This window comes from Phytohabitans sp. LZ39, from assembly GCF_059359075.1.
This window is the reverse complement of the sequence record NZ_JCADBM010000002.1, coordinates 622,358-647,178: the sequence shown is the minus strand read 5'-3', so window position 1 is coordinate 647,178 and position 24,821 is coordinate 622,358. Positions and strand designations below refer to the sequence as shown.

The following is a 24,821-nucleotide window of genomic DNA, read 5'->3' as shown; positions in this document are numbered from 1 at the left end:
TCCCACCCGGTCAACAGGGCGGCGCGGGCCGATGGTTGCCACGCCTCTCTACGGCTGGCTCTTTACGGCTGGCAGGTCGGGCACCAGTACGAGTTTCGGCCGGCGAGGCCGGACCGCTGGATCTCGGTGCCGCAGATCAGGCACGGCTGGCCGGCGCGGCGGTAGACGTACACCTCGCCGCCGTGGCGGTCGACCCGTGGGGCGCGGCCCATCGCCTCGGGCATGTGGTGACTGTGCACCGTGTCGATCCGGCCGCGGGTCACGCCCTCCTTCATCAGCTCGCGCAGGTCGGTCCAGAGGTCGCCCCACTGGGCCGGCGTGAGCCGGCGGCCGGCGCGGGTCGGCGGGATGCCGGCGCGGAAGAGCACTTCGGAGACGTACACCAGGCCCGGTCCGGCCACAGTGGACTGGTCGAGCAGCAGCGCGGCCAGCGGCATGGTGCTGCGGGAGATACGCGCGTAGGCGGCGTCCGGGTCGGCGTCGTCGCGCAGCGGGTCGGCACCGAGCCGGGCCCGCAGCGCCTCGGGGTCGTCGAGCAGCTCGCAGGCGGCGGGCCCGCGCAGGTCGATCCAGTGCCGCTCGGTCTCCAGGCGCAGCCGTACCTGTCCGACAGGTGGCGGGGTGGGCGCTTCGCCGTCGCTGAAGACCCCGTACAGCCCGAGGTGCACGTGCAGAGTGCGGCCGCCCTCGTAGTGGTGCAGCAGGTGCTTGCCGTACGCCTCGGTGTCTACCAGCACCGTGCCGGACAGCAGCGCGGCCCCGGCCGCGAAGCGCCCCTGCGGGCTGGACACGGTCACCCGCCGCCCGGCGAGCAGCGACCGGTGCCGGGCGGCGAGGCGGTGGATGGTGTGACCCTCTGGCACGACTGAAACCTTAGAGACCTTCGGGGTAGGGTCCCACCGCACCCACCCCGGCCGCGGCCGTCAGGCCCGGTCGCGCGACGAGACCCACCGCGCCCGCAACGGCATCGGGGGCGGGATCGCGCAGCGGCCAGGTTTCCCGACGCGGCAACGGATCGTGGTACGAAACCGCCCCCATAGGGGCGGATCAATACCAAGATCTGCCAGCTTCGACGCAGCCGCGCATGCCTCCGTCGGACGGGCCCGCCCAGGCCCGAAAGATGGGGCTTGCGGCGCGGGCCTGGCAGCGAAGGTCGGGGATTTCGGCTCGCCTGCGAGCCGCCGACCTTCGCGGTCTCCGGCGGGAGCAGCGGTCCGCAGCTGACGCGGACCCGGGAAAACTGTTTCGAAGACCAATCAAGATCGCGATTGGCCTCCGCTCGGGGATGGTAGTGCATGAGTTCTCGCCCATCTGGGTATGCCGATGGAGTAACCCCCGCGCGGTGGCCATACCGGAGTGCTCCGCGCCCGCTAGAGGAGGTGCGCCGCGGTGCGGATCCCATCTTTGACGCGTCGAAGTGAGGCGCAACGAGAAGAAGCAGCCCGAGCTGAGGGTCGGGCTGAAGGCCGGCCCGAGGACCGGACGCCGAGCGCGACCGACGATCGTGCCTTCGGTCGTGAGGCGGGTCGCACGGCGGTCCATGAGCGGCCGGCGACCAGGGACGAGACGCCTACCGAAAACCTCGAGCCGGTGGAGCGGACCGAGACCCGCCGCGAGCCGGAGCCTGTGATCGAGCCGCGCGGGCCGCGGCCGCGGTCCAGCCTGATGACGACGCTCGCCCTGATCGTGGGAGTCGTCAGCGCGCTCGCCGTGCTGACCGGCACTCTCGCCGGGTACGGCATCGCGGCCGGCGCGCTGGCCGTGTTGCTCGCCATCGGTGGCATCTCGGCGACCGGCCGTCGGCACGTGGCCGGCCGTTCCGAGGCGATGCTGGCGCTCGTGCTCGGCTTGGGCGCGATCGTCCTCGGCATCCTCGTGGTGACCGACTCCCTGTCCTGGATCACCACGACCAGCAATGAGGTCGGCGACCTGCGCAACTGGCTCGACGCCCAGACGGTCGACAGGTTCTGACACGGCAGTGTTGTGGGGCGGTCGGGTCGGCCGCCCCACAACAATTCGCTTGTCACAGTCCTAAAACGCGCAACGAATCGCCGCTAGAAGCAAGATTCATCGGTGGTTTCCGAAGGTCGGCGCCACATAGCGTTGTCGGCATGACGATGGACGCCACCCACCGGCGCTACCTCATGTGCCGGCCGACGTACTTCGCCGTGGAGTACGCGATCAATCCCTGGATGGACCCGACCGCCCCGGTCGACGCCGGTCTCGCGGTGCGGCAGTGGGAGTCGCTGCGGGCCGTCTACCTCGACCTCGGCCACACGGTCGACGAGATCGATCCACTGCCGGGGCTGCCCGACATGGTGTTCGCGGCCAACGGCGCCACCGTCGTCGACGGCAAGGTGCTGGCGGTCGAGTTTCGCGACCCGCAGCGGGCCGACGAGGCGCCCGCATACGCGCACTGGTTCGAGCGGGCCGGCTTCGAGGTGCACGAGGCCAAGCACGTCAACGAGGGCGAAGGCGACATGCTGCTCGCCGGCGACATGCTGCTGGCCGGCACCGGCTTTCGCACCACCACCGCCGCCCACGACCGGGCGCAGGAGATCTTCGGCCGCCCCACGGTCACGCTCCAGCTCGTCGACCCGCGCTTCTACCACCTCGACACCGCGCTGTGCGTGCTCGGCGAGCGCACCGTCGCGTACCTCCCGGAGGCCTTCTCCCCCGGCAGCCAGGCCGTGCTGCGGCGACTCTTCCCGGACGCGGTCCTCGCGTCGCCCGCGGACGCCGCGGTGCTCGGCCTCAACGCGGTCAGCGACGGCCGGCACGTCGTGCTCCCGGCACAGGCGAGCGGCCTGGCCGCCGCGCTGCGCGAACGCGGATACGACACAATTGGCGTTGATTTGTCCGAGCTACGCAAGGCCGGCGGCGGCCCGAAGTGCTGCACCCTGGAGGTACGGTCGTGATCGTGGATGATCTTGTACGCACGCCCGCCGCGATGGCCGAGGCCGAGCGGTGGACGGCGCACAACTATCACCCGCTGCCGGTGGTCATCTCCTCCGCCGAGGGCGCCTGGGTCACCGACATCGACGGCAAGCGCTACCTCGACTGCCTGGCCGGCTACTCCGCGCTCAACTTCGGCCACCGTCACCCCGCGCTCGTCGCCGCCGCGCACGCCCAGCTCGACCGGCTCACGCTGACCAGCCGGGCGTTCGTGCACGACCAGTTCGCCACCTTCTGCCGCGGGCTGGCCGAGCTGTGCGGCAAAGACCTCGTGCTGCCGATGAACACCGGCGCCGAGGCCGTCGAGACCGCCATCAAGGTCGCCCGCAAGTGGGGGTACAAGATCAAGGGCGTGCCACACGACAAGGCCACCATCGTCGTGGCGGCGGGCAACTTCCACGGACGCACCACCACGATCGTGAGTTTCTCCACCGACCCGGACGCGCGTGCCGACTTCGGGCCGTACACGCCGGGCTTCAAGGTCGTGCCCTACGGCGACCTCGACGCCATGGTCGCCGCGATCGACGAGACGACCGTGGCCGTGCTGATCGAGCCGATCCAGGGCGAGCAGGGCGTGATCGTGCCGCCGGCCGGATACCTGCCCGGCGTGCGCGCGCTGTGCTCCACGGAAGGCGTCCTGTTCGTCGCCGACGAGATCCAGTCGGGCCTCGGCCGCACCGGCACGACCTTCGCCTGCGACGACGAGGGCGTCGTCCCCGACATGTACGTGCTGGGCAAGGCCCTCGGCGGCGGCATCGTGCCGGTCTCCGCGGTGGCGGCCGACCAAGAGGTGCTGGGCGTGCTGCGGCCCGGCGAGCACGGCTCCACGTTCGGCGGCAACCCGCTGGCCTGCGCGGTCGCCACCGAGGTGGTCGGCCTGCTGAAGACCGGCGACTTCCAGCGCCGCTCGGCCGAGCTCGGCGCCCGGCTACACGCCGACCTCGGCGCGCTGGTGGGTCACGGCCTGCTGGCGGTGCGCGGGCGCGGCCTGTGGGCCGGCGTCGACATCGACCCCGCCCTGATGACGGGCCGGGAGGCGTGCGAGCGCCTGGCCCAGCGCGGCGTGCTGGCCAAGGACACCCACGGCTCCACGATCCGCCTCGCCCCACCCCTGGTCGTAGAACCCGCCGAACTCGACTGGGCAGTGGAGCAACTGGCCGCGATCCTCTAGACAGATTTGCCCCGGTCCGCGTCACCTGCGGACCGTATGCTCCCGCGGGCACCGTTCCCGGCCGGCGGCTCGCCAGGGCGAGCCGAAATCCCCGGCCGTCCACTGCCAGGTCCGCGGGACAAGCCCCCGCATGGGGTCTTCGCAGCTCCCACCTCTGCCATCCTCACGCAGCGTAACCACTCCAGGGTCAGACATTGTGGACAAACGTCCACTTCAAGAGGAGTTTGCGCGACCAGCGGCGGATGGGTGAGGCCGCGGGAGCAGCGGTCTGGACCACGACGGACGTCGCGGTAGCTCAAATCTTTTGAAAGCCCTAGCGCTCGAGGATGCGCATCGAGAGCGTCGGGGCCTCAGCCATCACCGAGACGGTGTTGAGCGGCGCCGCGGACGTCAGTGTCTTGGCCTTGCCCACGTGGACGCCGGGATAGAGCTCGATCAGGTCGCCCGGCGACAGGACGCGGGTCTGGTGTTTGAGGGTCATGCGCTCGGCCTCGTCCATCGAGCCGCCGGGCCGGACGCCCGTGCCGTTGGTGCTCACGTCCTGGGCCACGACCTCGCCGCCGCGCATCTCGAAGCGCACGTGGCTGCGGCTGATCCACCGCCGGGCTTCCTCGCTCAGCCACTGGCCGAGCATGATGCCGCCGGTCTCCGGTGCACGACCGACCACGACCGGGGAGTCTTCGGACACCACGAAGCGGCGGCGGATCACCCCGCTGACGCGGACGGCCAGCGCCTCCGCCGGTGGGCGGGCGCCGATGTCGGTGAGTGGCTTGCCGTGGCGTGGGCAGGTGGGCGAGCCGGTGTGCATGGTGGGCGGTGGCTGGCCGCCGGTCCGGCGCTCGGGGGCCAGGTCGGCGAAGGCGCCGCCGCCACCGCCGAAGTTGGCGCAGTTGGTCTCCGGGCAGCGCCACAGGCGGGCGAGCACCTTGGCGCCGACCGGGTCGGGCGAGCCGATCGACGGGATCGCGCCGCCACCGACCTGGGCCACGAGCGTGGCGCCGGTCTTGCCGGCCACCGGGGCCATCAGGCGGCCGGCCTGGCCGGCCAGCCAGCCGTAGCGATCGCGGACGCCCTCGAACCGCAAGCGGCTCAGCACCGGCAGCCCCAGCAGGTCGGCAACCTCCAGCACGCGGTCGCCGACCGTCGGCAGCACCTCGACGAGGCCGTCGTCGGCCCAGCGGCGGACGACCATCCGCTCGTTGGACGTCAGGTCGGCGTCGGAGAGCAGGCCGCGGTGGACCACCGCGTAGACGGCGGCGTTGTCTTCGGCTAGCTGGGTGGCGAGCGCGTCGACCACCAGCCCCAGCCGCAGCAGGCTGGCCGGGCGGCCACCGTCGAGGTCGGCGTAACGCACCACCTCGGCGAGGTCGACCACGGCGCGGGCCAGCGCGGGATCGGTGGTGAGGCGCTGCTCGATGGCGTCGAGCACCTTGCTGACTTCGAACCTCACGCCGACATCCTGCCCGATGCCCACCACCCGCCGCGATCCGCCGCCGGGGACACGAGCAGGTCAGGACTGGTTTGCGACGATTTCGTCGATCCGCCTGGCCAGTTCGTAGTCGCTCTCGGTGACTTTGCCAGCCGAGTGCGTGCTGCACCGAAATGTCAGCGTCCGCCATCGGATGTCGATATCTGGGTGGTGGTTCATCTCCTCGGCGACCACCGCGACGCGGTCGATGACGGCGATCGCGTCCATGAAGCCGGGCAGCTCGACGGTCCGCGTGATTTCGGTCTCGTCTCCGCTCCAGGAAGGCAGGTCCGCCAGCGTCATGACAGCTCCTTTCGATGGTGGGCCACTGCTTCGTGGTGGTCGCGGCCCGCGATGGGCTCCGGGTCCGCGTGCACGATCGCCGATCCCAGCTTGGGCACGGCGTGGAGCAGGCTGTGCTCCGCCTCCACCGCCACCGCGTGCGCCTCCACGACGGTGAGCGTGGGGTCGACGACGATCTCGCACTCGGCGCGCATCCGGTGGCCGATCCAGCGCACCCGCACCGCGCCGACGCCGCGCACGCCCTCGGTGTGCCCCAGCGCGTGCTCGACCGCGTCGACGAGCTCGGGGTCGACCGCGTCCATCAGGCGGCGGTACACCTGGCGAGCCGCCCCGGCGAGCACCACGAGGATCGCCGCGGTGATGGCGAGGCCGACGACCGGGTCGGCCCACCGCCAGCCGAGCGCGAGGCCGCCGGCGCTGGCCAGCACGCCGAGCGAGGTGAAGCCGTCGGTGCGGGCGTGCAGGCCGTCGGCGACCAGCGCGGCCGAGCCGATGCGCCGGCCGACCCGGATCCGGTACCGCGCGACGATCTCGTTGCCGGCGAAACCGAGCAGGCCGGCCACCGCCACCGCGGGCAGGTGGTCGACGTCGGCCGGGTCGAGCAGCCGCCGGATCGCCTCGATGCCGGCGACCACCGCGGACGCCGCGATGAACACGACGATGACGATGCCGGCCAGGTCTTCGGCCCGGCCGAAGCCGTACGTGTACCGCCGGGTGGGTGCCCGCCGCCCGACCGCGAACGCGATCGCCAGCGGCACCGCGGTCAGCGCGTCCGCCACGTTGTGCAGGGTGTCGCCGAGCAGGGCCACCGAGCCGGACCAGGCGACCACGAGGGCCTGGAGCAGCGCGGTCACGCCGAGCACCGCGAGCGAGATCCACACCGCGCGGGTGCCCTCGCGGCTGCCCTCCAGCTCGGTGTCGACATGGTCGGCGGTGTCGTGCGAATGGGGCCGGACGGCGTGGACCACCCGCCGCCACCAGCCGCGGTCGTGGTGCTCGTGACCGTCGTCGTGGTGGTGCGGGTGGTCGTGCCCGTGCGACATGACCCTCATCCTGCCGCACGGGGAGCCACCGCGCCGCCGCTCAGCGCGGCGGGTTGCCCGCCTCGTGGAGGTGCCGCAGCGCCTGGCCGTACGAGTCGAGCAGGCCGGTCTCCTCGTACGCGATGCCCTGCTCCGCGCAGTAGTCCCGCACGATCGGCTGGACCTTCCGCAGGTTGGGCCGGGGCATGCTCGGGAAGAGGTGGTGCTCGATCTGGTAGTTGAGCCCGCCGAGCGCGAAGTCGACTACCCGGCCACCGCGCACGTTGCGCGACGTAAGCACCTGCTTACGCAGGTAGTCGAGGTCGTCTTCGGCGGTCAGCACCGGCATGCCCTTGTGGTTGGGGGCGAACGAGCATCCCATGTAGACACCCCACAGCCCTTGGTGGATGGCGATGAAGACCAGCGCCTTCACGGGCGAGAGGACCGCGAAAACCGCGGCGAGGTAAGCGATCGAGTGGACGACCAGCAGCACGGCTTCTAGCCGCCGGTGCCGCATGGGCGTGTCCTTGATGGCGCGGAAGCTGGCGTAGTGGAGGTTGAGCCCCTCGAGCGTGAGCAGCGGGAAGAACAGGTATGCCTGCCAGCGGCCCAGCCAACGGCCGAACCTGCCGCGCTCCAACGCCTGCTCCTGTGTCCACACAAGAGCGCCGGCGCCCACGTCGGGGTCCTCGTCCTCGTGGTTGGGGTTGGCGTGGTGGCGGGTGTGCTTGTCCATCCACCAGCCGTAGCTGAGGCCGATGGCCAGGTTGCCCGCGATGAGCCCAGTCACCTCGCTGGGACGGCGCGTGCGAAACATCTGCCGATGTCCCGCGTCGTGGCCGAGAAACGCCACCTGTGTGGTGGCCACGGCGAGGAACACGCCCACCAGTGCCTGCCACCATGAGTCGCCGACCGCGAAGAAGGCCACCCATCCCCCGATGAACAGCAAGCCGGTGAAGACGAGCTTCGCCGTGTACCACCCTGGGCGGCGCTCCATCAGGCCCGCCGCGTTGACTCGTTTCGACAACTGGGCGTAGTCACTGCCTCGTTTTTGGGTAGGCTGCGCCAGGGCACCAACCGTCATGCCTCTCCTCACGTCGTAGGGCCTTTCGCCCCGACGGGTCGGCGAGGCGCCATGCAGACAAGTCTCCGCATTGTGCCGGTGATCAGTAACCCTGGGAACCCCCGTAAGTGGGGTAGGGGTAACGCTACCCCTAAGGGTCAGCGACGAGTTTGGTCGTAAACCCAGGTGTGGTAGCCAGGATTGCCGCTGTCGACGGTGGTCACGAGGATCTCGGGAACGTCGTACGGATGGGCCACCCGCACGTGGTCGACGAGCACCTCGACGCGGTCCGGCGCGGTCTTGAACTGGACGGTCCACTCCTGTGCCGTCTCGACCCGGCCGTCCCACCAGTACGTGCTGTCCACCGGGCCACCGACCTGAGCACTGGCCGCGAGGCGCCCGGCGACGGCCGAAGCGGCGAGGACGTCCGCGACAGAACGTGCGTCGACGACCGTCGTTACCAGACAGATCTGCTCCACGGGCGGACACCATACGCGTCGCGCGTTACAGGCGATACGTTTCGATCCACTTGTCGATCCGGGCCCACCAGTCGTACAGCCACGCGATCCGCTCCTCGCGGTCGCTGGGCACCTCCTCCGGTGGCACCGACCAGAAGCGCATGACCAGGCGTTTGTCCATCGGCAGCTCGCGCCATATATCGGCAACTGTCAACATTCGGTCAAGCCCTGTGTGCGCCACGAAAATCACCCCGGAGTCGGGTGCCGCGTCGAGGGCGGCGAGCATGCCACCGGGCTGCGGCGCCAGCACGTTGCGCATGTTTTCCGCGCGGGCGGCCATCTCCGCGTGCCCGCGGGCGCGCAGCCGCTCGATGGCACGGATGCGGCGGCGCGGGGTGAAGTTACCGCCTTCCGGGAAGATCACCAGAGCGTCGTTGTCGTCCAAACCGGTGGCCAGGTGGCCGATCTGCGCCTCGATGGAGTCGCCGGGCGTGCGGCCGGGCGCGATGAAGCGGTTGGGCAGCCGGTTGAGCATCACGTCGATGGCGGGATCCCACTGGAGCGTGTCCTTCAGGACGATGCGCGGCTCCCGGTCGTACCAGTTGACGAGCGCCTGGATGAGGATGAACGAGTCGCCGGGGCCGGCGTGCCGGCACAGCACCACCTCCGGGCGGCCGGGCGCGGCGGTGTCCGGGTCGGTGCCGACGACGTCGATGCTCACCCGCAGCGCCCACCGCCCCTGCCAGAAGAGCGCCCGCAGAAACCGGCCGGTGAGCACGTAGTGCGCGCGCTGGAAGGCCGGCGACCGCACCTTCCACCCGAAGCCGGACGCCAGCCACAGCGCGAAGAGCGTGACCAGGGCGGCCGCGTCCCACACAAGGTAGACCACGCCGATCCACAAGAGACGGAGCAGCCGCAGGCGCCCGGGTACGAGCGGGGAGGCTGCGGCGGCGAGCAGCAGCCACAGTGGAATCGTCGTCGCCGCGAACAGGGCGAGCGCCACCACTAGCGGCCCGAGGACGATCCGGCGCACCCATCGCGGCGGCAGCGGCATCAGCTGCCATCCACATAGGACTGCAAGTAGCGGCGGGAGGCGGTGTACGCCCGGCTGATCCGGCGGCCGACTGCGGCCCTGTCCCGGTAGGCCCAGGGGGTGTCGTCGCGCGGCTCGCCGCCCCCGGTGGGCAGCACGTGCACGTCGACGTCGTCGGGCAGCGCGGCCATCTCCCGGGCGAAGCGGTGCCGCCGGGCGATCTCGAACGCCACCTGCGCCACCTCCCACGGGCGGCGCGGCGGGCTGAGTGGCCGCTCGATGCGACCGACCTGGAGGACGAAGACCTGCTTGGCACCGGCCGCCACCGCCTCGCCGACCGGGATCGAGTTGACGATGCCGCCATCGACGAAGTGCTCTCCGTCTATCTCGGCGGGCGGCAGCAGGCCGGGCACCGCCGCGGAGGCGAGCACCGCCTCGACCACCAGCCCACTCTCGAACCAGTGCTCGGCGGCCCGCTCGATGCTCGCCGCGCAGCACTTGAACGGCACCTTCAGCTCGTCGAAGCGGGTCGCCTCGCCCAACTCCCGCTCCAGCAGGCGGCGCAGGGGGCGGGGCGAGTGCAGGTGGGTGCGGGCCGCAAACCGGCGCAGCTGGCGCGCGACCGAGTCGCCGTACACCTCGCTCGCCTCGGGGGAAGCCCACAGGCGGACGAGTCGATCGGTGACCGACTCGGTCGGTTCGGCGGCCACAAGGGCACCGTTTACCGCCCCGATGGAGGTGCCGAGCACGAGATCCGGGCGGATGCCGGCCCGGAACAGGGCGCGGAGCATGCCGACCTCGACGGCGCCGAGGACTCCGCCACCGCCGAGCACGAACGCCACCGGGCCGCTGACCATGTCGTTCATGGTGGCACGGCCGGGCGCCTGTGCGCTTCGCGGGCGTGAGATGACCCTTCGTGATCACGGCCAGGACTGCCCGACCCGCCGTTGACAGCGGGTCTGGATTCACGCAGCCTGATACGACCTCCCCACCCCGAGGCAGGTGCGACAACGATGGCAACGCCGCAGCCGACGGCACCCCTGCAACCGGGTGGCCTGCTCGCCCGGCGCTACCGCCTGATCGACAACATCGGCGCGGGCGGCATGTCGGTCATCTGGCGTGCCCGCGACGAGGTGCTCGACCGGGTCGTCGCGGTCAAGGTGCTGGCGCCGTCACTCGCGGCGGACGCCAAGTTTCGCGACATGGTGCGCGAGGAGGCCCGCGCGGCCGCCCAGCTCGTGCACCCGCACGTGACCGCGGTGCACGACTACGGCGAGGAGATCGCGCCCGACGGCACGGTCACCGCCTTCGTGGTGATGGAGCTGCTCTCCGGCGAGGAGCTGGAGTCGCTGCTGACCGAGGGGCCGCTGCCGTGGACGGAGGCGATCGAGATCTGCGCGCAGGTGGCCGAGGCGCTGGCCGCCGCGCACCGCCTCGGGATCGTCCACCGCGACGTCACCCCCGCCAACATCATGATGACCTCGGTCGGCGCCAAGGTCCTCGACTTCGGCATCGCCACACACATCGGCGCGCCGGACGAAGACGAAGAGGGCGACACGTTCGGCACCCCGGCGTACGTGGCGCCGGAGCGGCTCGACGGCACGCCCGCGCAGCCGGCCACCGACACGTACTGCCTCGGCGTGCTGCTCTTCGAGACGCTGACCGGGCAGCCGCCCTACCCGGCGGACACCTGGGAAGATCTGGTCCGCGCGCTGGAAGACCCGGAGGTGCCCCGGCTGGTCGGGGTGCCGGGGTTGCCGCCCGCGGTGGCCGACATCTGCTTCCGGTGCCTGTCGCGCAACCCGCGCCAGCGCCCCACGGCGCGCCAGGTCGGCGAGGTGCTCCGCGACCAGTTGCTTCCGTCCGATCCACAGGCCGCCACGATGTTGTCGCCGACGGTCACGCTGCCGACGGTCGAAGGGCCTCCGCCGCCGCCCCCGGAGGTAAAGCTTCCGTCCGAGTCGGCACCCGAGTGGAGCCCCGCACACCGGCCGGCCGGACGTTCCCGCCGCACGAGAGTGGCGGTGGCGGTAGCGGCGTCCGCGGTGGCGCTCGCGGCGGCCGTCCTGCTGGGGATGTCGCTGAGCGACCCGGATTCGCCGCCGCCCACGGGAGCCGGGCACCCGACGGCGACCCCGACGCCCACGACGACCGCGCCCTCGCCGACCCCCTCGATCATGGCCTCGGTGCAGGCCTCACCGATCGCGCCGCCGGCTTCGACGCCGGCCACGACGCCCCCTCCGTCACGCCCGCCCACGGTGCTCGAGGTGATCGCCGAAATCAACGACCTCATCGACGAGGGCGTAGACGAGGGCGTGATCCGCCGCGACGTCGGCCAAGACCTCACCAACCTCGTCAACAACCTGCGGTCGAAGCTGGCCACCGGCCCGGTAGACCTGGCCGGACCGGTGGACGATCTCCGCAGGAAGGTCGACCAGCGGGTGTGGGAGGGCTCGATCGACCGCGCGTACGGCGAAGCGCTCGACGCCTCAATCGACCGCCTCGCGACCGCCGCCTGAAAGACCCTTTCGACACCCGGTATCCCGGGCCGCGTCACTTGCGACCGCCGCTCCCGCCGGAGACCGCGGAGGCCGGCGGCTCGCTTGGCGCTCGCCGAAATCCCCGACCTCCGCTGCCATGTCCGCGGTGCAAGACCTGACCGCGTGACCAGCAGCGGACGGGTGAGGCCGCGGGAGCAGCGGTCCGGACCACCGCGGACGTCGCGGTAGCTCAAATCTCTTGAATGTTTAGGGCAAGGAGTTCAGGAATGGGCGGTGGCTGTTCCGGAACTCCCAGTTGTAGTAGCGGTCCCAGTTGATGCTCCAGGTCATCAGGCCGCGGAAGTGGGGGTTGGTGCCGCTGCGCGGGGTGTACGAGCCGCAGCTCTGCCCGCGCACCAGGCAGTTCACCGCCTGCTGCACGCCGGCCGGCGCGACGTACCCGTTGCCGGCGCTGGTCGCCGCGGGCGTGCCGAACGCGACCTGGTCCTCGCGGAGGGCCGGGAAGGTGTTGGCGGCGTTGCCGGCGACCGGGAAGCCGGCCAGGAGCATGTCGGTCATCGCGATGTGGAAGTCCGCGCCGCCCATGGTGTGGTACTGGTTGTCCAGCCCCATGATCGGACCGGAGTTGTAGTCCTGGACGTGCAGCACGGTGATGTCATTGCGCAGCGCGTAGATCACCGGGAGGTAGGAGCCGGCGCGGGGGTCCTGCCCGCCCCACGGCCCCGAGCCGTAGAACTGGTAGCCGAGCTGTACGAAGAACGTCTCCGGTGCCATGGTGAGGACGAACCCGGAGCCGTACCGCTGCTTGAGCGTGCGCAGCGCCGAGATGAGGTTGACGATCACCGGGGTGGTGGGGTTGCGGAAGTCGGTGTCGCCGGTGTTGAGCGACAGCGAGTGCCCCTCGAAGTCGATGTCCAGGCCGTTGAGGCCGTAGCGGTCGATGATCGCGCTGACCGAGCTCACGAACGCGTCCCGTGCGGCGGTGGAGGTGAGCTGCACCTGGCCGTTCTGGCCGCCGATCGAGATGAGCACCTTCTTGCCCTGCTGCTGCTTGGCCCGGATGGCCGCGCTGAACTCGGCTTCCGTCTCCACCCCCGGGCACTCGCTGGCCGGGCAGAGCCGGAAGCGGATGTCGCCGGATGTGACGCTCGTCGGTTCGCCGAACGCGAGGTTGATGATGTCCCAGTCGGCGGGGACGTCGGCCATGCGCAGGTAGCCGGAACCGTTGGCGAAGCTCGCGTGCAGGTAGCCGATGAGGGCGTGCTTGGGCAGCCCGGTGTTGGGCGGCGGGCTGGTGGGCGGCTGCGTGGTGGGTGGCTGGGTGGTCGGTGGCGCGGTCGTCGGCGGGCGGGTGGTCGGCGGCGCGGTCGTCGGTGTGGTGCCGCCGCCGCACGGCTGGCCGTTGAGCGTGCAGTTGAGCGGTGACCCGGAGCCGTTGCCCAGGAAGCCGAACGAGGTGCTCGCGCCGGGGGCGAGCGTGCCGTTCCAGGACCGGTTGGTGAACGTGTATCGCTGACCGGAGGACGTCATCAGCGCGTCCCAGTAGGTGCCTACGGTCGTGCCGGCGGGCAGGTCGAAGACCACCGTCCAGGAGGTGATCGTCGCGGTGCCGCCGTTCGTGATCGTGTACTTGCCCTCCCACCCGGAGCCCCAGTCGGAGGTCTTGGTGAAGACGGCGGTCGGTGTGGCCGCCGACGCCGCGGGGGCCAGCCAGATCGCGGCCGTCGCGGCGAGGACGCCCGCGGCCAGGGCGGAGACGAGGGAACGGGTGCGAGTCACTGCGGCCTCCCATCGAAGGATGGCCAATTATTAAGACTCTTAACAGTTTTGTAAAGGGGCTGGCCTGTTAATTGGTGCGGATGCGGTTGTCAGTTGGTGCGGATGCGGTTGCCGGCGCGGTCGAAGAGCATCAGCTTGTCGACGTCTACCCGCACGGTCATCGACTCCCCGCGGCGGGGCAGCACCGGCGCCGGCACGCGGACCACCACGTCACCCAGCGGTGGCTGGTCGGAGAGCTCGGCGTCGTAGACGGGGTAGAAACCGTACTCGGTGCGGGCGGTCGCCGGGTGCGACTCGGGCCGTGGGTGGGGCATCATGCGGGCCAGCGCCTGCCGAAAGGGATGCCCCGCCGGCGGATCCTCGGCGAGCACGTCGGCGAGATGCTGGCCGGTGTCCGGGTGCTCCAGCCGCGACTCCTCGATCGGCGGCGGCGCGGTGCCGGTGTCGAGGTGGACGAGCGCCTCGTGGCCGAGGTTTTCCACCAGGCGCACCGACCCGCGCAGCACCGGCCCCTCGGCGCCGTCGGGCACCGGGTGCAGCGCGTCGGCGCGCACGGCCACCGTGATCCGGTCGTTGTGGTGGCCGGCGAGTGCCTCGTTGGGCGGGATCTCCAGCAGCTGCGAGCCGAGGTCGACGACGGTGCGCTCGGGCTCCAGGTAGATGGCGCCTTGGAGCAGGTTGGTGCGGGGCGTGCCGATGAACGCCGCGACGAAGAGCGTGGCCGGGTCGCCGTACACCTCGGCGGGCGGGCCGACCTGCTGGAGCACGCCGCGGCGCAGCACGACCACCCGGTCGGCCATCGTCATCGCCTCGGTCTGGTCGTGCGTCACGTAGAGCGTGGTCACGCCGAGGCGGCGGGCGAGCGCGGCCACGTCGGTGCGGAGCTCGGCGCGCAGCCCGGCGTCGAGATTGGACAGTGGCTCGTCGAGCAGGAACGCCTGCGGCTGGCGCACGATCGCGCGCGCCATCGCCACCCGCTGCCGCTGGCCGCCGGAGAGGTGGCCGGGCAGGCGGTGGAGCAGGCTCGCCACGCCCAGCTGCTCGGCCACCTCGGCCACCCGCGCCTCCGCGCCGGCGGACGCCTGGTGACCGGCGCGCAGCGGAAAGCCGATGTTTTGCGCGACCGTCAAATGTGGATAGAGCGCGTAGTCCTGGAAGACCATCGCCACGCGCCGCTCCTTGGCGCTGAGGCGGTCGACCACCTTGCCGTCGATCAGCACGTGGCCGCTGGTCTCCTCCTCCAGCCCGGCGACGAGGCGGAGGATCGTGGACTTGCCGCAGCCGGTCGGCCCGAGCAGCACGAGGAACTCTCCGGACGCAGCCTCGATGGTCACCTCGTCGACCGCGACGGTGCCGTCTGGAAACACCTTTGTCAGCCGGTCGGTGGCGATGGCGACCACGGAGACCACCTCCCGTGCCCATCGTCGTGGGAGAGGTGGTGTCCGCGCTAGAGCCGACGCGCCAGACGGTATGTGAGCATCGCCGGGTGGCGATCAGGACATGCGGAGATGCTTGGCTATCGATGCCAAGTCGACTGTGCTGTCCGCTTTCGTGTCGCCCTCTTCGGTCTCCTCGTGCATGACCGTGCGGTCGAGCCAGCCGTCGCCGTCGTCGTCGTATCGCGTGCGCTCGAAGTGGCCGTCGCCGTCCTTGTCGTAGTCGGCGGACTCCACGTGGCCGTCGGCGTCGTCGTCGTGGCCGATGATGTCGACCCGCCCGTCACCGTCGCGGTCGACCAGGATGTCGACCCCGCCATCGGCCCGGCCGCGCACGATGTGCTCGTCGTCGCGGCCGTCACCGTCGAGGTCGAGACCGGCGTGGTATCCCTCCGGGACGGCGTAGTCGACGCCGCCCGGTGGCTGGACCGAGCCGCCGCCGGTGGGTGGCTGGGCCGAGCCGCCGGTCGGTGGCTGGGCCGAGCCGCCGGTGGGTGGATCGGCTTGGGCGCCGCCTTGGCCGAGCACCTCGCCGAGCTGGTCGCCGAAGCCGCCGAAGCCGCCGCCATCCTGAAGGCCGCCCGGGAAGAGGTGACCGGCCGGCCCAGCGCCCTGCGCGGGCGGCCAGCCCGCGCCAGGCCCGCCCTCCGCCGGGCCGAAGCCGCCTTGACCCGGCACGCCCTCGGCCGCGCCGAAGCCACCGTGGCCGGGCGGTGCGCCGAACCCGTCGGTGCCCGCGACACCGAAGCCGGCCTGGCCCGCTGGCGCCGCACCAAACCCGGCGACGCCGCCGCCGTCCGATGCCACGCCGAAGCCCTGCTGGGGTGCTAGCCCGCCGAAGCCCTGCTGTGCCGCTGGCCCGCCGGAACCCTGCTGTGCCGCTGGCCCGCCGGAACCCGCGTCGGCTGGGACGCCGCCGCCGCTGCCGGCGGTGGGGCCGCCGCCGCTGGGCAGGCTGTCGGCGATGCCCGGAAGCGCACCCGCCATGCCGACCAGCGGCGAAAGCATGCCGAAGAGGCTCGACTGGTTGGTGCGCACCTCGACGGCGTGCTGCCCGCCAACCTCGCCACCGACCTGGCTGTGCAGCAGCTCGATCTCGTCCGGGTCGAGCCGGTAACCGCCCAGCGCCGCGGCCGGGTCAGCCGCCAGCGCCGCCGCGAACGCCTGGTCGGTGACCAGCCGCTCCAGCACGGCATCGAAGTCGCTCATGACGGCCACGGTAGCCCGGAACGGCAACGGGACACATCCTCAGGTCAGCCACGTCTCACCGGACCGGGAAGAGTATCTCCAGCCCGATCACCGTGAGCAGGTGGAGGCAGCAGTCGTTGAAGGTGTTTTGCTCCGTCACGGGCTCGTAGAGGTCGCGCAGATGCTCCGGGGCGGTCGCGGCGTAGCGGGGCTGACTGGCGGCATAGTCGGCGAAGTGGACCCGGTGCGCCAGACGCGCCTGGAGGAACGCCTCGTCACTCACCTTGCCCTCGCTGAGCCACCGCACCGCGGTCATGCGCGCCTGGGCCAGCCTCAGCATGGCGTCGGTCGTGATCGGCGCCTCCGGGTGGCCAACCGCACGACGGATCCCCTGGTGGCCCGGCTCGAAGACGTCTCTGACCGCCCGCTCGAGGCGCTCCTCGTCGAGCCGCCCGGTGTATCCGATGTCCGTGAGCACCGCCAGCAGCTCCCGCCGCGCCTGCCGGGTGGCGTTGGGATGGTCGAGTTGGCGGAGCATCTCGCGGGCGGTCGCCCTCGCACGCTCCTTGGTGGCGCGGGGATCACCGAGCCAGGTCATAAACGCGCGGCGCGCTTGCGGCAGCGCCACGTACTCGTCGCCCCAGTAGAGCCAGAGCCAGACCGGCACCCTGGCCAGGCTCCGGACGCCACCGGTGCGGCTGGCTTCGGCCCGTTTGGCGAGCAGGGTCAGGAAGAGCTCACGCTGGTTGGCCGGATAGAGAGCCGGCCGGGAGCCGTGTCCCTTTCCCGCGGACCGCTTCGTGGGGTAGGCCAGAAGGCCGACCTCGGACCAGTCGCGCACCATCCGCTTGGTCACCACGTAGCCAGCGGACGCCGCGTCGGCGACCAGATCGTCAATGCTGCCCGGCTCGGTGATGGGCACGCTTTGGAGATTACACCAGATTCGGCCCCTGAGGTCCTAGGTGACGCTGGCCGCGGCGGCGAAAATACCTATGGGTAGTACACCTTCCCCATCCCATCAAGGAGGTAGTCATGTCCGAGAACGGAAAGTTCTGGCGTTCCGCCGGTGCCATCCTGGCGCTGGCCGCCATGGTGAACCAGCTGCTCGGCTGGTTCGACGAGAAGATCACCGCGTGGCTGCGCGTCGGCTCCGCCGCATGCGCTCTCATGGCGGTGCGGTGAACCATCTGATGGTCCGGCCCCGGGGATCACCCCGGGGCCGGACAACGTCGGCGTACCAGCGCGGCGCGACTCAGTCGAGCTCTGGCATGGGTACAGGCTGGGGGCGCGGCCGGCAGGTGCCGCACTGGAGAGCGTCCTCGACCACCAGTCCCTCGGCGCGGCGGCGAGCCTCCGAGCGATGCACCTCCAGGAGGAACGGCCCGAAGCGCGCGTGATCCTCGCAGATGCCGCGCCCGCAGAACCGGCATCCCCCACGTGCCGCCTTAGCGCAAAACCAACAAAGCACCCATGTCTCCTCAGCCGATGATGATCTCGTCGCAGGGAAGTGTGACGGATTGGGAATCGCGATTTCGCCCAGGATCGGAAGCCACGACGGTGATTGTCAGGCTGTCTTCACGGTTGCCCGACCCTGGCGGGACGCTGAAGTTGCCTGAGATCGTCACGCCCTTTCGAGCTAGGTCGATGGTCCCACCAGCCCCCCCGCTGGTGCTCCACGAAGCTGACACGCTGACCTCGCCCGCAGGCGTGTCGCTATCTGTCACAGTGCCGTTGATCGCCACGCGGTCCCCGTTGCCGCAGAAGACCACCTCACGGTCGGCGCCGAACTCCACTACAGGTGGCTGAGTATCTTCCGGCGTCGGAGTCTCCGTCGGTGCCGTGGAGGTCGGGGGTGGTGTCGTGCGGCCTGGCGTTGTCGGGGAGACGCCGGGTGTGGTGCGGCCTGGGGTCGTCGCCGGCACGCCGGGCGTCGTCGGGTCGGCGTCGGGGTCATCGGGGTTCGCCGGGTCGTCGGCCTCGGTCGGGCTCACGGTCGGCGACGGAGTTGGTGTCGGCGTCTCCTCCGGCACGAGCGAATCCGACGGCTCCGGGCTGTCCGAGGGCGTGCCGGCCGGCGGCCGCACGACCACGCCGTCGCCGCAGGTGAGTGGACGGTTGGTTATGGGTTGGCGGTTGCCGTCGACGTCCACCTTGCCGTCGGAGACGACCGCGTTGCCGGAGGTCACCGAATACCACGCCGGCCCGTCGTTGACGACCTGGCTGGTGCCGGTGCCGACCTCCAGCGCGAGCGCCGTGAACGCCCCGCTTGTCGACGCCGTGTCGGCCAGCACGCGTCCACTGTCGAGGGTGAGCACGCCGTGCGGCTCGACCTGGCGGCGGCCGGCGCTCCACAGCGCGCCGACGTCGGTGCGGGTGTCGGCGCAGAGCACGAGCGCGGCGCCGCCGCGGAAGGTGAGCCGGCCGGTGGATTTGGTGTGGACGCGGATGTCGCTGCCCTCGGCCACGTACAGCTTGTCGCCGGTCTTGAGGGTGACGGTGCGTCCGTCGAGGGTGGCGACGATCCGGCCGCGTTCGGCGCTGAGCAGTGCCTTGTCGCCGGGCATCTCGGCCCACGCCGGGCCGGGGATGAGGTTGGCGACGCCGCTGCCGATCGCCAGCAGCAGGAACAGCAGCACCAGCCACCACAGGCGGCGTTCGAACCGCCGGTCGACTTCCTCGTCGGCCGGCGGTGGCGGGCCCGGCGGCGACGCGAGCGGCGGGTAGTCGGCGGCCGGGTGTACGCCAGCGGCCGGCGCGGAATGGCCGCGCGAGATCGGGCCGGCCTCGGCCGCGGCGCCGGCCGGTGAGGCGCCCAGCAGCAGCGGCAGCCCGGACACGGCCGGGATGGTCCACAGCCGCACGTGCGTGCGGGCGTACGCGACGGGCTCGTCCATCTGGTGGCCCATCGGCCCGATCATGGTGCCGCGGCGCAGCTCGGTGCCGTCCGGCAGCACGACCACGCCGGTGGCGATGACCAGCGCCGCGTGCGCGGCGGGCAGGATGACCGGCGCGCCGGGTTCCAGCGCGGTGGGGCGGGCCTGCGCGATCAGCCCGATCTTGTCCTCGGCGGGCAACCCGTCCAGGGCCGGCGTGTCGGCGAACAAGGCCTCGGCCTCGGCCCGATCGGCTGGGGGTGGGCCGGGCAGCCGGCCAACCGCGGTGGCCACGAGCGCGGGCGGCACCGCCAACAACGTGGTCCCGGCGGTGTGCCAGGCCAGCGTCGCCGGGGTACCGGTCACCGCGGCCGCCAACCCGATCACACCACCCGGCCCGAGCCGCTCACGCACCGTGCCAGCCGGGTCGCCCGGCCGCCGCCCCTCCATCGCGCCCTCGACCACCACGAACACGGCGGGCTGGGCGGCGCCGGCGAAGACGAGCTGCGAGCCCGTGCTCGGGTGTACCCAGGTGGCGTGGGTGGCCAGGTGGGTAAGCCGGTCGAGCGGCAGCCGCCCCAGCGACGAGGCGCGCAGCGCGTCGACCCGGCGGGGCAGATCCGTGGCGATCCGGCGTTCGGCGGCCCGCCGCCGGGCCCGCCGCCAGGTCCGGGCGAGCCAGCCGGTGAGCAGGTAGACCAGCGGAGCGGCCAGGCCGACCACGACCGCGAACAGCAGCAGGCGGGCCGGCCAGCCGGAGCGCCACAACCCGGTAATCAGGCCCTCGACCCGGTCGGTCCAGATCCGCCACCCCAAGTTGATGGCGATGACCAGCCAGAGCACGGCCAGGGTGCCGTACAGGGCGATGATCCGCCCCTCCCGGTCGAGCTGGGCCCACCTCGGCGGGCGGCGGCGGAGGCGGGCCACCACATAGGCCAGGCCACGAGCGCGCAGGTTGGCGATCTCCAGCCAATCCATCAGGAAGTAGTAGCCATCCAGCGCCAGGAACGGGTTGAGGTTGAACAACGCGTTCAGGTACCAGGCGAAGGCCAGCTTGAACGCCCACGGCGCCGCCTCCGGCACCAGGATCCCGACGATCTGGGCGAGACCGGCCAGGATCAGACCAGCCGCGGGCCCGGACGCGGTGGTCAGCATCCGGGCGCGCCGGCCCGCCATCCACACGTCGGTGGTGTCCACGAAAATCGACGGGATGCCGAAATAGACCAAAAACCCGGCCGCGGGCACCCGCCGTCCGGCGTGTTTGGTGGCCAGCGCGTGGCCCAGCTCGTGGCAGGCGAGCGCGAGCACGTTCAGCGCGAGCAGCACCGCCGCGCCCGCCGCGTACGACCCACCGGTCAGGAAGACGGCCTGCTCACCGCGAAACCAGGTCCAGCCGAACAGCACCAACCCGAGCGCGGCCACCGCCGCCAGCACGAACCCCGCCGCCCGGGTGAACAACACCTTGCCGCCGGCCCGGTACAGGAACGTGACCAGCGGGTCGATGTCGGCCAGCACCATCCGCCGGCCACGCACGACCGCCAGCAGCCCGCGCCCGAGGCGCACCGGCAACGGGCGGTGGGCGACCGCGTCGAGCGGGCGGAACGCGTCGACCGGCAGCTCGGCGAGCATCCTGTTGCCGGCCAGGTCGGCGACCACACGGGTCACCTGGTCGGGCGCCAGGCGGCCGCTGATCCGGGCGAAGTCGGCGACCAGCCGGGCCACCGTCCGGGTGCCGTCCATCAGCTGGGCGAGCTGCCACTCCTCCGGGGACAGCCGCAGGTAGCAGGCCCCGCCGCGGTCGTCCGGCGAACGGAGCATCACGTACGGCACGTCACGGACGTTGACCAGCTCGACGGCCTCTATGCCGAGCCGTAGCACCGGCCTAGCCCGCGCGGGATTGAGCCGCTCGACCACCGCGGCCCACAGCCCCGGATCAGCCGGACCCACCGGCCGCCCCGGCGCACGGCCCGCGAGCGCCTCCCAAACACTCACACGGGTCTCAACGACCGTCACCGCTACCCCTCCCCCAGGTTGCGGGATGCAGAGTAGGGCTCAGACATCGACCGACGGGAGAGCCAGTCCGCTACCTGACAACACCCGTACAGCTAATTCAACGGAGAGTGACGACACAGCAGCGAGCGGCGGGCAACGTGTCCAACCCCCGAGGTCCACGTCGCCCGCCGCCCTTTGGGGAGGAGGCGGTGTGCCGTTGTTACGACACCGGTCCGCCCGTAGTGCGCCGGTTCTGCTTGTTAGGACGCTTCAGCGAGCGTCGCGGTTGCCGTCTGCTCCTGACCATTTCGGCTGTACGTGATCTGCACCGTGTCGCCGACCTTGCCGGACTGCACCGCGGCCACCAGGTCGTCGGAGTCGCTGATCGTCTTGTCGCCGAACTTCTTCACCACGTCGCCCTGCTGGAGGCCGGCCTTTGCGGCGGGGCTGTTGGCCGTGACCGCGCCGATGAGCGCGCCGCCACCGTCAGCGTCGTTGACCGACACGCCGAGTGACGGGTGGCTGACCTTCTCACCGTTGCGGAGGGCGTCGGCGACCTCCTTGGCCTTGTTGCTGGGGATGGCGAAGCCGACGCCGATGTTGCCCGAGCTCTGGCCGGAGGTGGCGATGGCGGTGTTGATGCCGATCACCTCGCCGTTGGTGTTGACCAGCGCGCCACCCGAGTTGCCCGGGTTGATCGGCGCGTCGGTCTGTAGAAGGCCGGAGATCGAGCTGGCCGGCGCCTGCTGCTGGGAGAACGGGTCCTGCTGCTGGTTACCGCCGGCCTGGATCGTGCGGTCCTTGGCGCTGATGATGCCCGAGGTCACCGAGCCCTGGAGGCCGAGCGGGCTGCCGATGGCGAGCACCGTGTCACCCACCTGCGTCGCGTCGCTGTCGCCGAACTTCGCCGCCGCCAGGCCGGATACGCCGTCGGCCTTGACCACGGCCAGGTCGGTGCGCGGGTCGGTGCCGATGATCTTCGCGCTGGCGGTCTTGCCGTCGGCGAAGACCACGCTGACCGTGTCGCCCCGCGCGCCCTCCACCACGTGGTTGTTGGTCAGCACGAAGCCGTCGGCGGTGAGCACCACGCCCGAGCCCTCGCCGCTGCCGGTGGTGATCGAGACGACGCTGTTTTCCACCTGGGCGGCGATCCGCGGCAGGTCGGCGGCGTTGATCACCGGAGCGGCGGAGTAGGTGCGGTTGACCGTCGTGCCCGAGTCGTCGAGGGCGGTCGCGATGGCGCCCCCGGCCACGCCGGAGCCGGCCATCAGCACGACCGCGGCGACGCCGAGCATCGCGTAGCGCCCGAAGCGGCCGGAGCGCTGGCGCTGTGGCGGGACACCGGGCTGCTGCGCCCACACCGGCACCTCACCGGGCGGGAGCGGGCCGTAGATCGGCGGGCCGCTCGCCGGCGGGGGCACCGCACCCGGCGGGACCGGGCCGTGCGCCGCGGGCCCAGGGGAGGGCGGGCCGAGCGGCACAGGGCCCGCTCCCACCGGGGCGGGAGCGGCGGGTGGCGCGGCACCGCCGGCGTAGCCCGCGTTTCCCGGCCAGGTCGGCTGGTGTGCGCGGTCGGGGTGCTGCCACGGGCTGGGCGGCGGGCCATACGACCCGGGCGGCGCCCCGGCGGGCGCCGGAGGCACCGGGCCGGCGGCCGGGATCGCGGCGGTCGTGTCCGGCGCCGGCGCGGGCTGCTCGAAGACAACCGGCGCCGGCGCGGGCTGCTCGAAGACAACCGGCGCCGGCGCGGGCTGCTCCGAGACGACCGGCGCCGGCGCGGGCTGCTCGGAGACGACCGGCACCTGCTGGGTCTGGTCCGAGGAGTCGGACCGCTCCCATGCGGCAGCGGGGAACTCTGTGGTCGGGTGCGACGGCTCGGCGTCGGGGCTGACCGGCTGCCGCTGCGGGTTGGTCTCGTGCTCGCTCATGACATTTACCTTCCCCGCTCCCTCTTCAACGCTCCTGAAACGGCACTGAAGATTCCCTGTGAATCACGAACGGTCGAGCGGTCACCGCGCTACGTCGCGAGCGCTTCGACCTCTTCCGGCGCCAACGGGAGTCGTACCCGGAAGGTGGCGCCCTTACCCGGCGCGGAGTCGACCTCGACCGTGCCGTTGTGCGCGGCGACAAGCGCGGCCACGATCGCGAGGCCCAGCCCGCTGCCGGTGGCGCCGTCGGCCCGCCGGGTGCGCGCGGCGTCCGCCCGGTAGAAGCGCTCGAACACCCGCTCGGACTGCTCGGCCGAGAGGCCGGGACCGGTGTCCACGACCTCGACCACGGCCTCGCCCGGCCCGCCCTCGGTCGGCTCGGGGTGCAGGCGCAGGGTGACCGAGGCGTCGGTGGGGGTGTGGGTGAGCGCGTTGGTCATGAGGTTGCCGATCACCTGGCGGAGCCGCGCGTCGTCGCCGAGCACGACGAGCTGCCCAGGGCCGGAGGTGACCTCCAGGTGGATCTCCCGGTCGGGCGCCATGGCGCGGGCGGCCTGCACGGCGTCGGCGGCCAGCACGGGCAGCTCCACCGGGGCCAGCTCCACCGGGCGCTCGCGGTCGAGCCGGGCGAGCAGCAGCAGGTCCTGGACGAGCAGGCCCATCCGGGACGCCTCGTCTTCGATCCGGCGGACCAGCCGCGCGACGTCTTCCGGCGAGCTCGCGGCACCCTGTCGGTAGAGCTCGGCGAAGCCGCGGATCGTGGTCAGCGGGGTACGCAGCTCGTGCGAGGCGTCCGCGACGAACTGCCGCATCCGCTCCTCGGAGCGGCGGGCCCGCGCCTCGGACGCCTGGGCCGCGAACGCCGCGTCGCGGGCGGCCGACTCCGCCGCTCGCGCGGCCGACTCCGAGTCGGCGCGGGCGGTGAACGCGGTCTCGATCTGCGCCAGCATCGCGTTGAGCGCGCGGGAGAGGCGGCCGAGCTCGGTCTGCGGCTCCTCCTCCCCCGGCTCGGGGTCGGGCACGCGGCGGGTGAGATCACCGCCGGCGATCGCCGCGGCGGTGCGCTCGATCTCGTTGAGTGGCCCGAGGCTGCTGCGGACGATCGCCGCGCCGACGGTGGCCAGCAGGATCAGCACCGCGCCGCCGACCAGCGCGTCGACCCAGATCAGCCGGGTGACGGCCTCGTCGACGTCGACGAGGCTCTGCGCCACGGCCATCACCCAGCCGTTGGGGAGCTGGGTGAGCTGCACCCGCCACCGCACCCGCTGGTCGCTGGCCTTCACCGTGTACGGCTCGCCGAGGTGCTCACGGAAGCCGGCGTAGTCGGTCGGCAGCTTGGGCAGCTGGTTGGTCTTGATGAGGCGGGAGTTGACCGGCGGCCACTCGACGCCGTCGGGCGTGGCGGTCACCACGAGGACATCGGCGGAGATGCCGACGTACACCTTCTCCCCGCTCATCAGCGACGCCTTGGCGGCCTCGGTGAGTGAGGTCAGCTCGCTGTCGACCTTGTCGATCAGGTAGCTGCGCAGGGCGAACGCGCTGCCAATGCTGATCACGAGGAGCGCCGCGCCGACCAGGACGAGGACGGAGGTCACAAGCTTGACGCGGAGCGGGACGCGCCGGACGAACTTCATCATGGCCGCCCACCGAC

20 protein-coding genes are annotated in these 24,821 nt (G+C 71.7%); 5 read left to right on the top strand and 15 right to left on the bottom strand.

Going from position 1 to position 24,821, the window contains the following annotated elements; genetic code table 11:
* Nucleotides 1-62: 62 nt before the first annotated feature.
* On the bottom strand, nucleotides 63-863 hold the full coding sequence (locus AC5L36_RS06670; RefSeq protein ID WP_441214458.1) for an Fpg/Nei family DNA glycosylase: 801 nt from the start codon (nucleotides 861-863) through the stop codon (nucleotides 63-65).
* Between the two features lie 727 nt (nucleotides 864-1,590).
* Between AC5L36_RS06670 and AC5L36_RS06665 the strand changes: the two genes are divergently transcribed.
* The 3 genes from AC5L36_RS06665 to rocD all read left to right on the top strand — a co-directional run bounded on the left by AC5L36_RS06665 (nucleotide 1,591) and on the right by rocD (nucleotide 4,126).
* Entirely contained in the window at nucleotides 1,591-1,971 is a 381-nt protein-coding gene (locus AC5L36_RS06665) for a hypothetical protein (protein ID WP_441214457.1), read from the top strand.
* Nucleotides 1,972-2,117: 146 nt separating this feature from the next.
* Nucleotides 2,118-2,918 carry a dimethylargininase gene (gene ddaH, locus AC5L36_RS06660; RefSeq protein ID WP_441214498.1) on the top strand — a complete coding sequence of 267 codons (801 nt, stop codon included), beginning with the start codon at nucleotides 2,118-2,120 and terminating at the stop codon, nucleotides 2,916-2,918.
* A 32-nt stretch (nucleotides 2,919-2,950) separates the two neighbouring features.
* Complete coding sequence (rocD, locus tag AC5L36_RS06655; RefSeq protein ID WP_441214497.1) at nucleotides 2,951-4,126, top strand: ornithine--oxo-acid transaminase; 1,176 nt, start codon at nucleotides 2,951-2,953, stop codon at nucleotides 4,124-4,126.
* Between the two features lie 313 nt (nucleotides 4,127-4,439).
* On the opposite strand, the gene AC5L36_RS06650 is transcribed toward rocD, so the two are convergent.
* The 7 genes from AC5L36_RS06650 to AC5L36_RS06620 all read right to left on the bottom strand — a co-directional run bounded on the left by AC5L36_RS06650 (nucleotide 4,440) and on the right by AC5L36_RS06620 (nucleotide 10,330).
* The gene (locus AC5L36_RS06650) at nucleotides 4,440-5,576 is read right to left on the bottom strand and encodes an FHA domain-containing protein (RefSeq protein WP_441214456.1); all 1,137 of its coding nucleotides are present in this window, start codon (nucleotides 5,574-5,576) and stop codon (nucleotides 4,440-4,442) included.
* Nucleotides 5,577-5,636: 60 nt separating this feature from the next.
* On the bottom strand, nucleotides 5,637-5,897 hold the full coding sequence (locus AC5L36_RS06645; RefSeq protein WP_441214455.1) for a 4a-hydroxytetrahydrobiopterin dehydratase: 261 nt from the start codon (nucleotides 5,895-5,897) through the stop codon (nucleotides 5,637-5,639).
* Entirely contained in the window at nucleotides 5,894-6,940 is a 1,047-nt protein-coding gene (locus AC5L36_RS06640; protein WP_441214454.1) for a cation diffusion facilitator family transporter, read from the bottom strand. The genes AC5L36_RS06645 and AC5L36_RS06640 overlap by 4 nt, the downstream gene beginning before the upstream one ends.
* A 40-nt stretch (nucleotides 6,941-6,980) precedes the next feature.
* Nucleotides 6,981-8,003 carry a fatty acid desaturase family protein gene (locus AC5L36_RS06635; RefSeq protein ID WP_441214453.1) on the bottom strand — a complete coding sequence of 341 codons (1,023 nt, stop codon included), beginning with the start codon at nucleotides 8,001-8,003 and terminating at the stop codon, nucleotides 6,981-6,983.
* Nucleotides 8,004-8,140: 137 nt separating this feature from the next.
* Nucleotides 8,141-8,461, bottom strand: coding sequence for a divalent-cation tolerance protein CutA (gene cutA, locus AC5L36_RS06630; RefSeq protein WP_441214452.1), 321 nt, complete (start codon nucleotides 8,459-8,461; stop codon nucleotides 8,141-8,143).
* 25 nt (nucleotides 8,462-8,486) lie between these two features.
* On the bottom strand, nucleotides 8,487-9,494 hold the full coding sequence (locus tag AC5L36_RS06625; RefSeq protein ID WP_441214451.1) for a 1-acyl-sn-glycerol-3-phosphate acyltransferase: 1,008 nt from the start codon (nucleotides 9,492-9,494) through the stop codon (nucleotides 8,487-8,489).
* Entirely contained in the window at nucleotides 9,494-10,330 is an 837-nt protein-coding gene (locus AC5L36_RS06620; protein ID WP_441214496.1) for a patatin-like phospholipase family protein, read from the bottom strand. Before AC5L36_RS06620 ends, AC5L36_RS06625 begins: the two co-directional genes overlap by 1 nt.
* Nucleotides 10,331-10,486: 156 nt before the next feature.
* Here AC5L36_RS06620 and AC5L36_RS06615 point away from each other — a divergent pair, with 156 nt between their 5' ends.
* Complete coding sequence (locus AC5L36_RS06615; RefSeq protein ID WP_441214450.1) at nucleotides 10,487-11,992, top strand: serine/threonine-protein kinase; 1,506 nt, start codon at nucleotides 10,487-10,489, stop codon at nucleotides 11,990-11,992.
* A gap of 228 nt (nucleotides 11,993-12,220) precedes the next feature.
* Here the strand turns inward: AC5L36_RS06615 and AC5L36_RS06610 are convergent, their stop codons facing one another.
* The 4 genes from AC5L36_RS06610 to AC5L36_RS06595 form a co-directional block, all read right to left on the bottom strand.
* A complete protein-coding gene (locus AC5L36_RS06610) occupies nucleotides 12,221-13,753 on the bottom strand; it encodes a chitinase (protein ID WP_441214449.1) in 1,533 nt (510 codons plus the stop codon).
* Between the two features lie 89 nt (nucleotides 13,754-13,842).
* Nucleotides 13,843-15,153: an ABC transporter ATP-binding protein gene (locus AC5L36_RS06605; RefSeq protein WP_441214448.1), complete on the bottom strand. Its 1,311-nt coding sequence runs from the start codon at nucleotides 15,151-15,153 to the stop codon at nucleotides 13,843-13,845.
* A gap of 93 nt (nucleotides 15,154-15,246) precedes the next feature.
* Nucleotides 15,247-16,398, bottom strand: coding sequence for an Os1348 family NHLP clan protein (locus AC5L36_RS06600; RefSeq protein WP_441214447.1), 1,152 nt, complete (start codon nucleotides 16,396-16,398; stop codon nucleotides 15,247-15,249).
* A 55-nt stretch (nucleotides 16,399-16,453) separates the two neighbouring features.
* Complete coding sequence (locus AC5L36_RS06595; protein ID WP_441214446.1) at nucleotides 16,454-17,299, bottom strand: hypothetical protein; 846 nt, start codon at nucleotides 17,297-17,299, stop codon at nucleotides 16,454-16,456.
* A 110-nt stretch (nucleotides 17,300-17,409) separates the two neighbouring features.
* On the opposite strand from AC5L36_RS06595, the gene AC5L36_RS06590 reads away from it, so the two are divergent.
* Nucleotides 17,410-17,559, top strand: a complete 150-nt coding sequence (locus AC5L36_RS06590) for a hypothetical protein (protein ID WP_441214445.1) — start codon at nucleotides 17,410-17,412, stop codon at nucleotides 17,557-17,559.
* Nucleotides 17,560-17,855: 296 nt separating this feature from the next.
* On the opposite strand, the gene AC5L36_RS06585 is transcribed toward AC5L36_RS06590, so the two are convergent.
* From AC5L36_RS06585 to AC5L36_RS06575, 3 genes are all read right to left on the bottom strand, one after another.
* Nucleotides 17,856-21,242 carry a cyclic nucleotide-binding protein gene (locus tag AC5L36_RS06585; RefSeq protein ID WP_441214444.1) on the bottom strand — a complete coding sequence of 1,129 codons (3,387 nt, stop codon included), beginning with the start codon at nucleotides 21,240-21,242 and terminating at the stop codon, nucleotides 17,856-17,858.
* 260 nt (nucleotides 21,243-21,502) lie between these two features.
* On the bottom strand, nucleotides 21,503-23,170 hold the full coding sequence (locus AC5L36_RS06580) for a S1C family serine protease (RefSeq protein WP_441214443.1): 1,668 nt from the start codon (nucleotides 23,168-23,170) through the stop codon (nucleotides 21,503-21,505).
* A gap of 89 nt (nucleotides 23,171-23,259) precedes the next feature.
* On the bottom strand, nucleotides 23,260-24,807 hold the full coding sequence (locus AC5L36_RS06575; protein ID WP_441214442.1) for a sensor histidine kinase: 1,548 nt from the start codon (nucleotides 24,805-24,807) through the stop codon (nucleotides 23,260-23,262).
* Nucleotides 24,808-24,821 lie beyond the last annotated feature (14 nt).

Coding starts and splice junctions, on each gene's coding strand:
- ddaH (WP_441214498.1), top strand. CDS start 2,118: ATGGACGCCACCCACCGGCGCTACCTCATGTGCCGGCCGACGTACTTC.
- rocD (WP_441214497.1), top strand. CDS start 2,951: ATGGCCGAGGCCGAGCGGTGGACGGCGCACAACTATCACCCGCTGCCG.
- AC5L36_RS06645 (WP_441214455.1), bottom strand. CDS start 5,897: ATGACGCTGGCGGACCTGCCTTCCTGGAGCGGAGACGAGACCGAAATC.
- AC5L36_RS06640 (WP_441214454.1), bottom strand. CDS start 6,940: ATGTCGCACGGGCACGACCACCCGCACCACCACGACGACGGTCACGAG.
- AC5L36_RS06635 (WP_441214453.1), bottom strand. CDS start 8,003: ATGACGGTTGGTGCCCTGGCGCAGCCTACCCAAAAACGAGGCAGTGAC.
- AC5L36_RS06625 (WP_441214451.1), bottom strand. CDS start 9,494: ATGCCGCTGCCGCCGCGATGGGTGCGCCGGATCGTCCTCGGGCCGCTA.
- AC5L36_RS06620 (WP_441214496.1), bottom strand. CDS start 10,330: ATGGTCAGCGGCCCGGTGGCGTTCGTGCTCGGCGGTGGCGGAGTCCTC.
- AC5L36_RS06615 (WP_441214450.1), top strand. CDS start 10,487: ATGGCAACGCCGCAGCCGACGGCACCCCTGCAACCGGGTGGCCTGCTC.
- AC5L36_RS06600 (WP_441214447.1), bottom strand. CDS start 16,398: ATGAGCGACTTCGATGCCGTGCTGGAGCGGCTGGTCACCGACCAGGCG.
- AC5L36_RS06590 (WP_441214445.1), top strand. CDS start 17,410: ATGTCCGAGAACGGAAAGTTCTGGCGTTCCGCCGGTGCCATCCTGGCG.
- AC5L36_RS06580 (WP_441214443.1), bottom strand. CDS start 23,170: ATGAGCGAGCACGAGACCAACCCGCAGCGGCAGCCGGTCAGCCCCGAC.
- AC5L36_RS06575 (WP_441214442.1), bottom strand. CDS start 24,807: ATGATGAAGTTCGTCCGGCGCGTCCCGCTCCGCGTCAAGCTTGTGACC.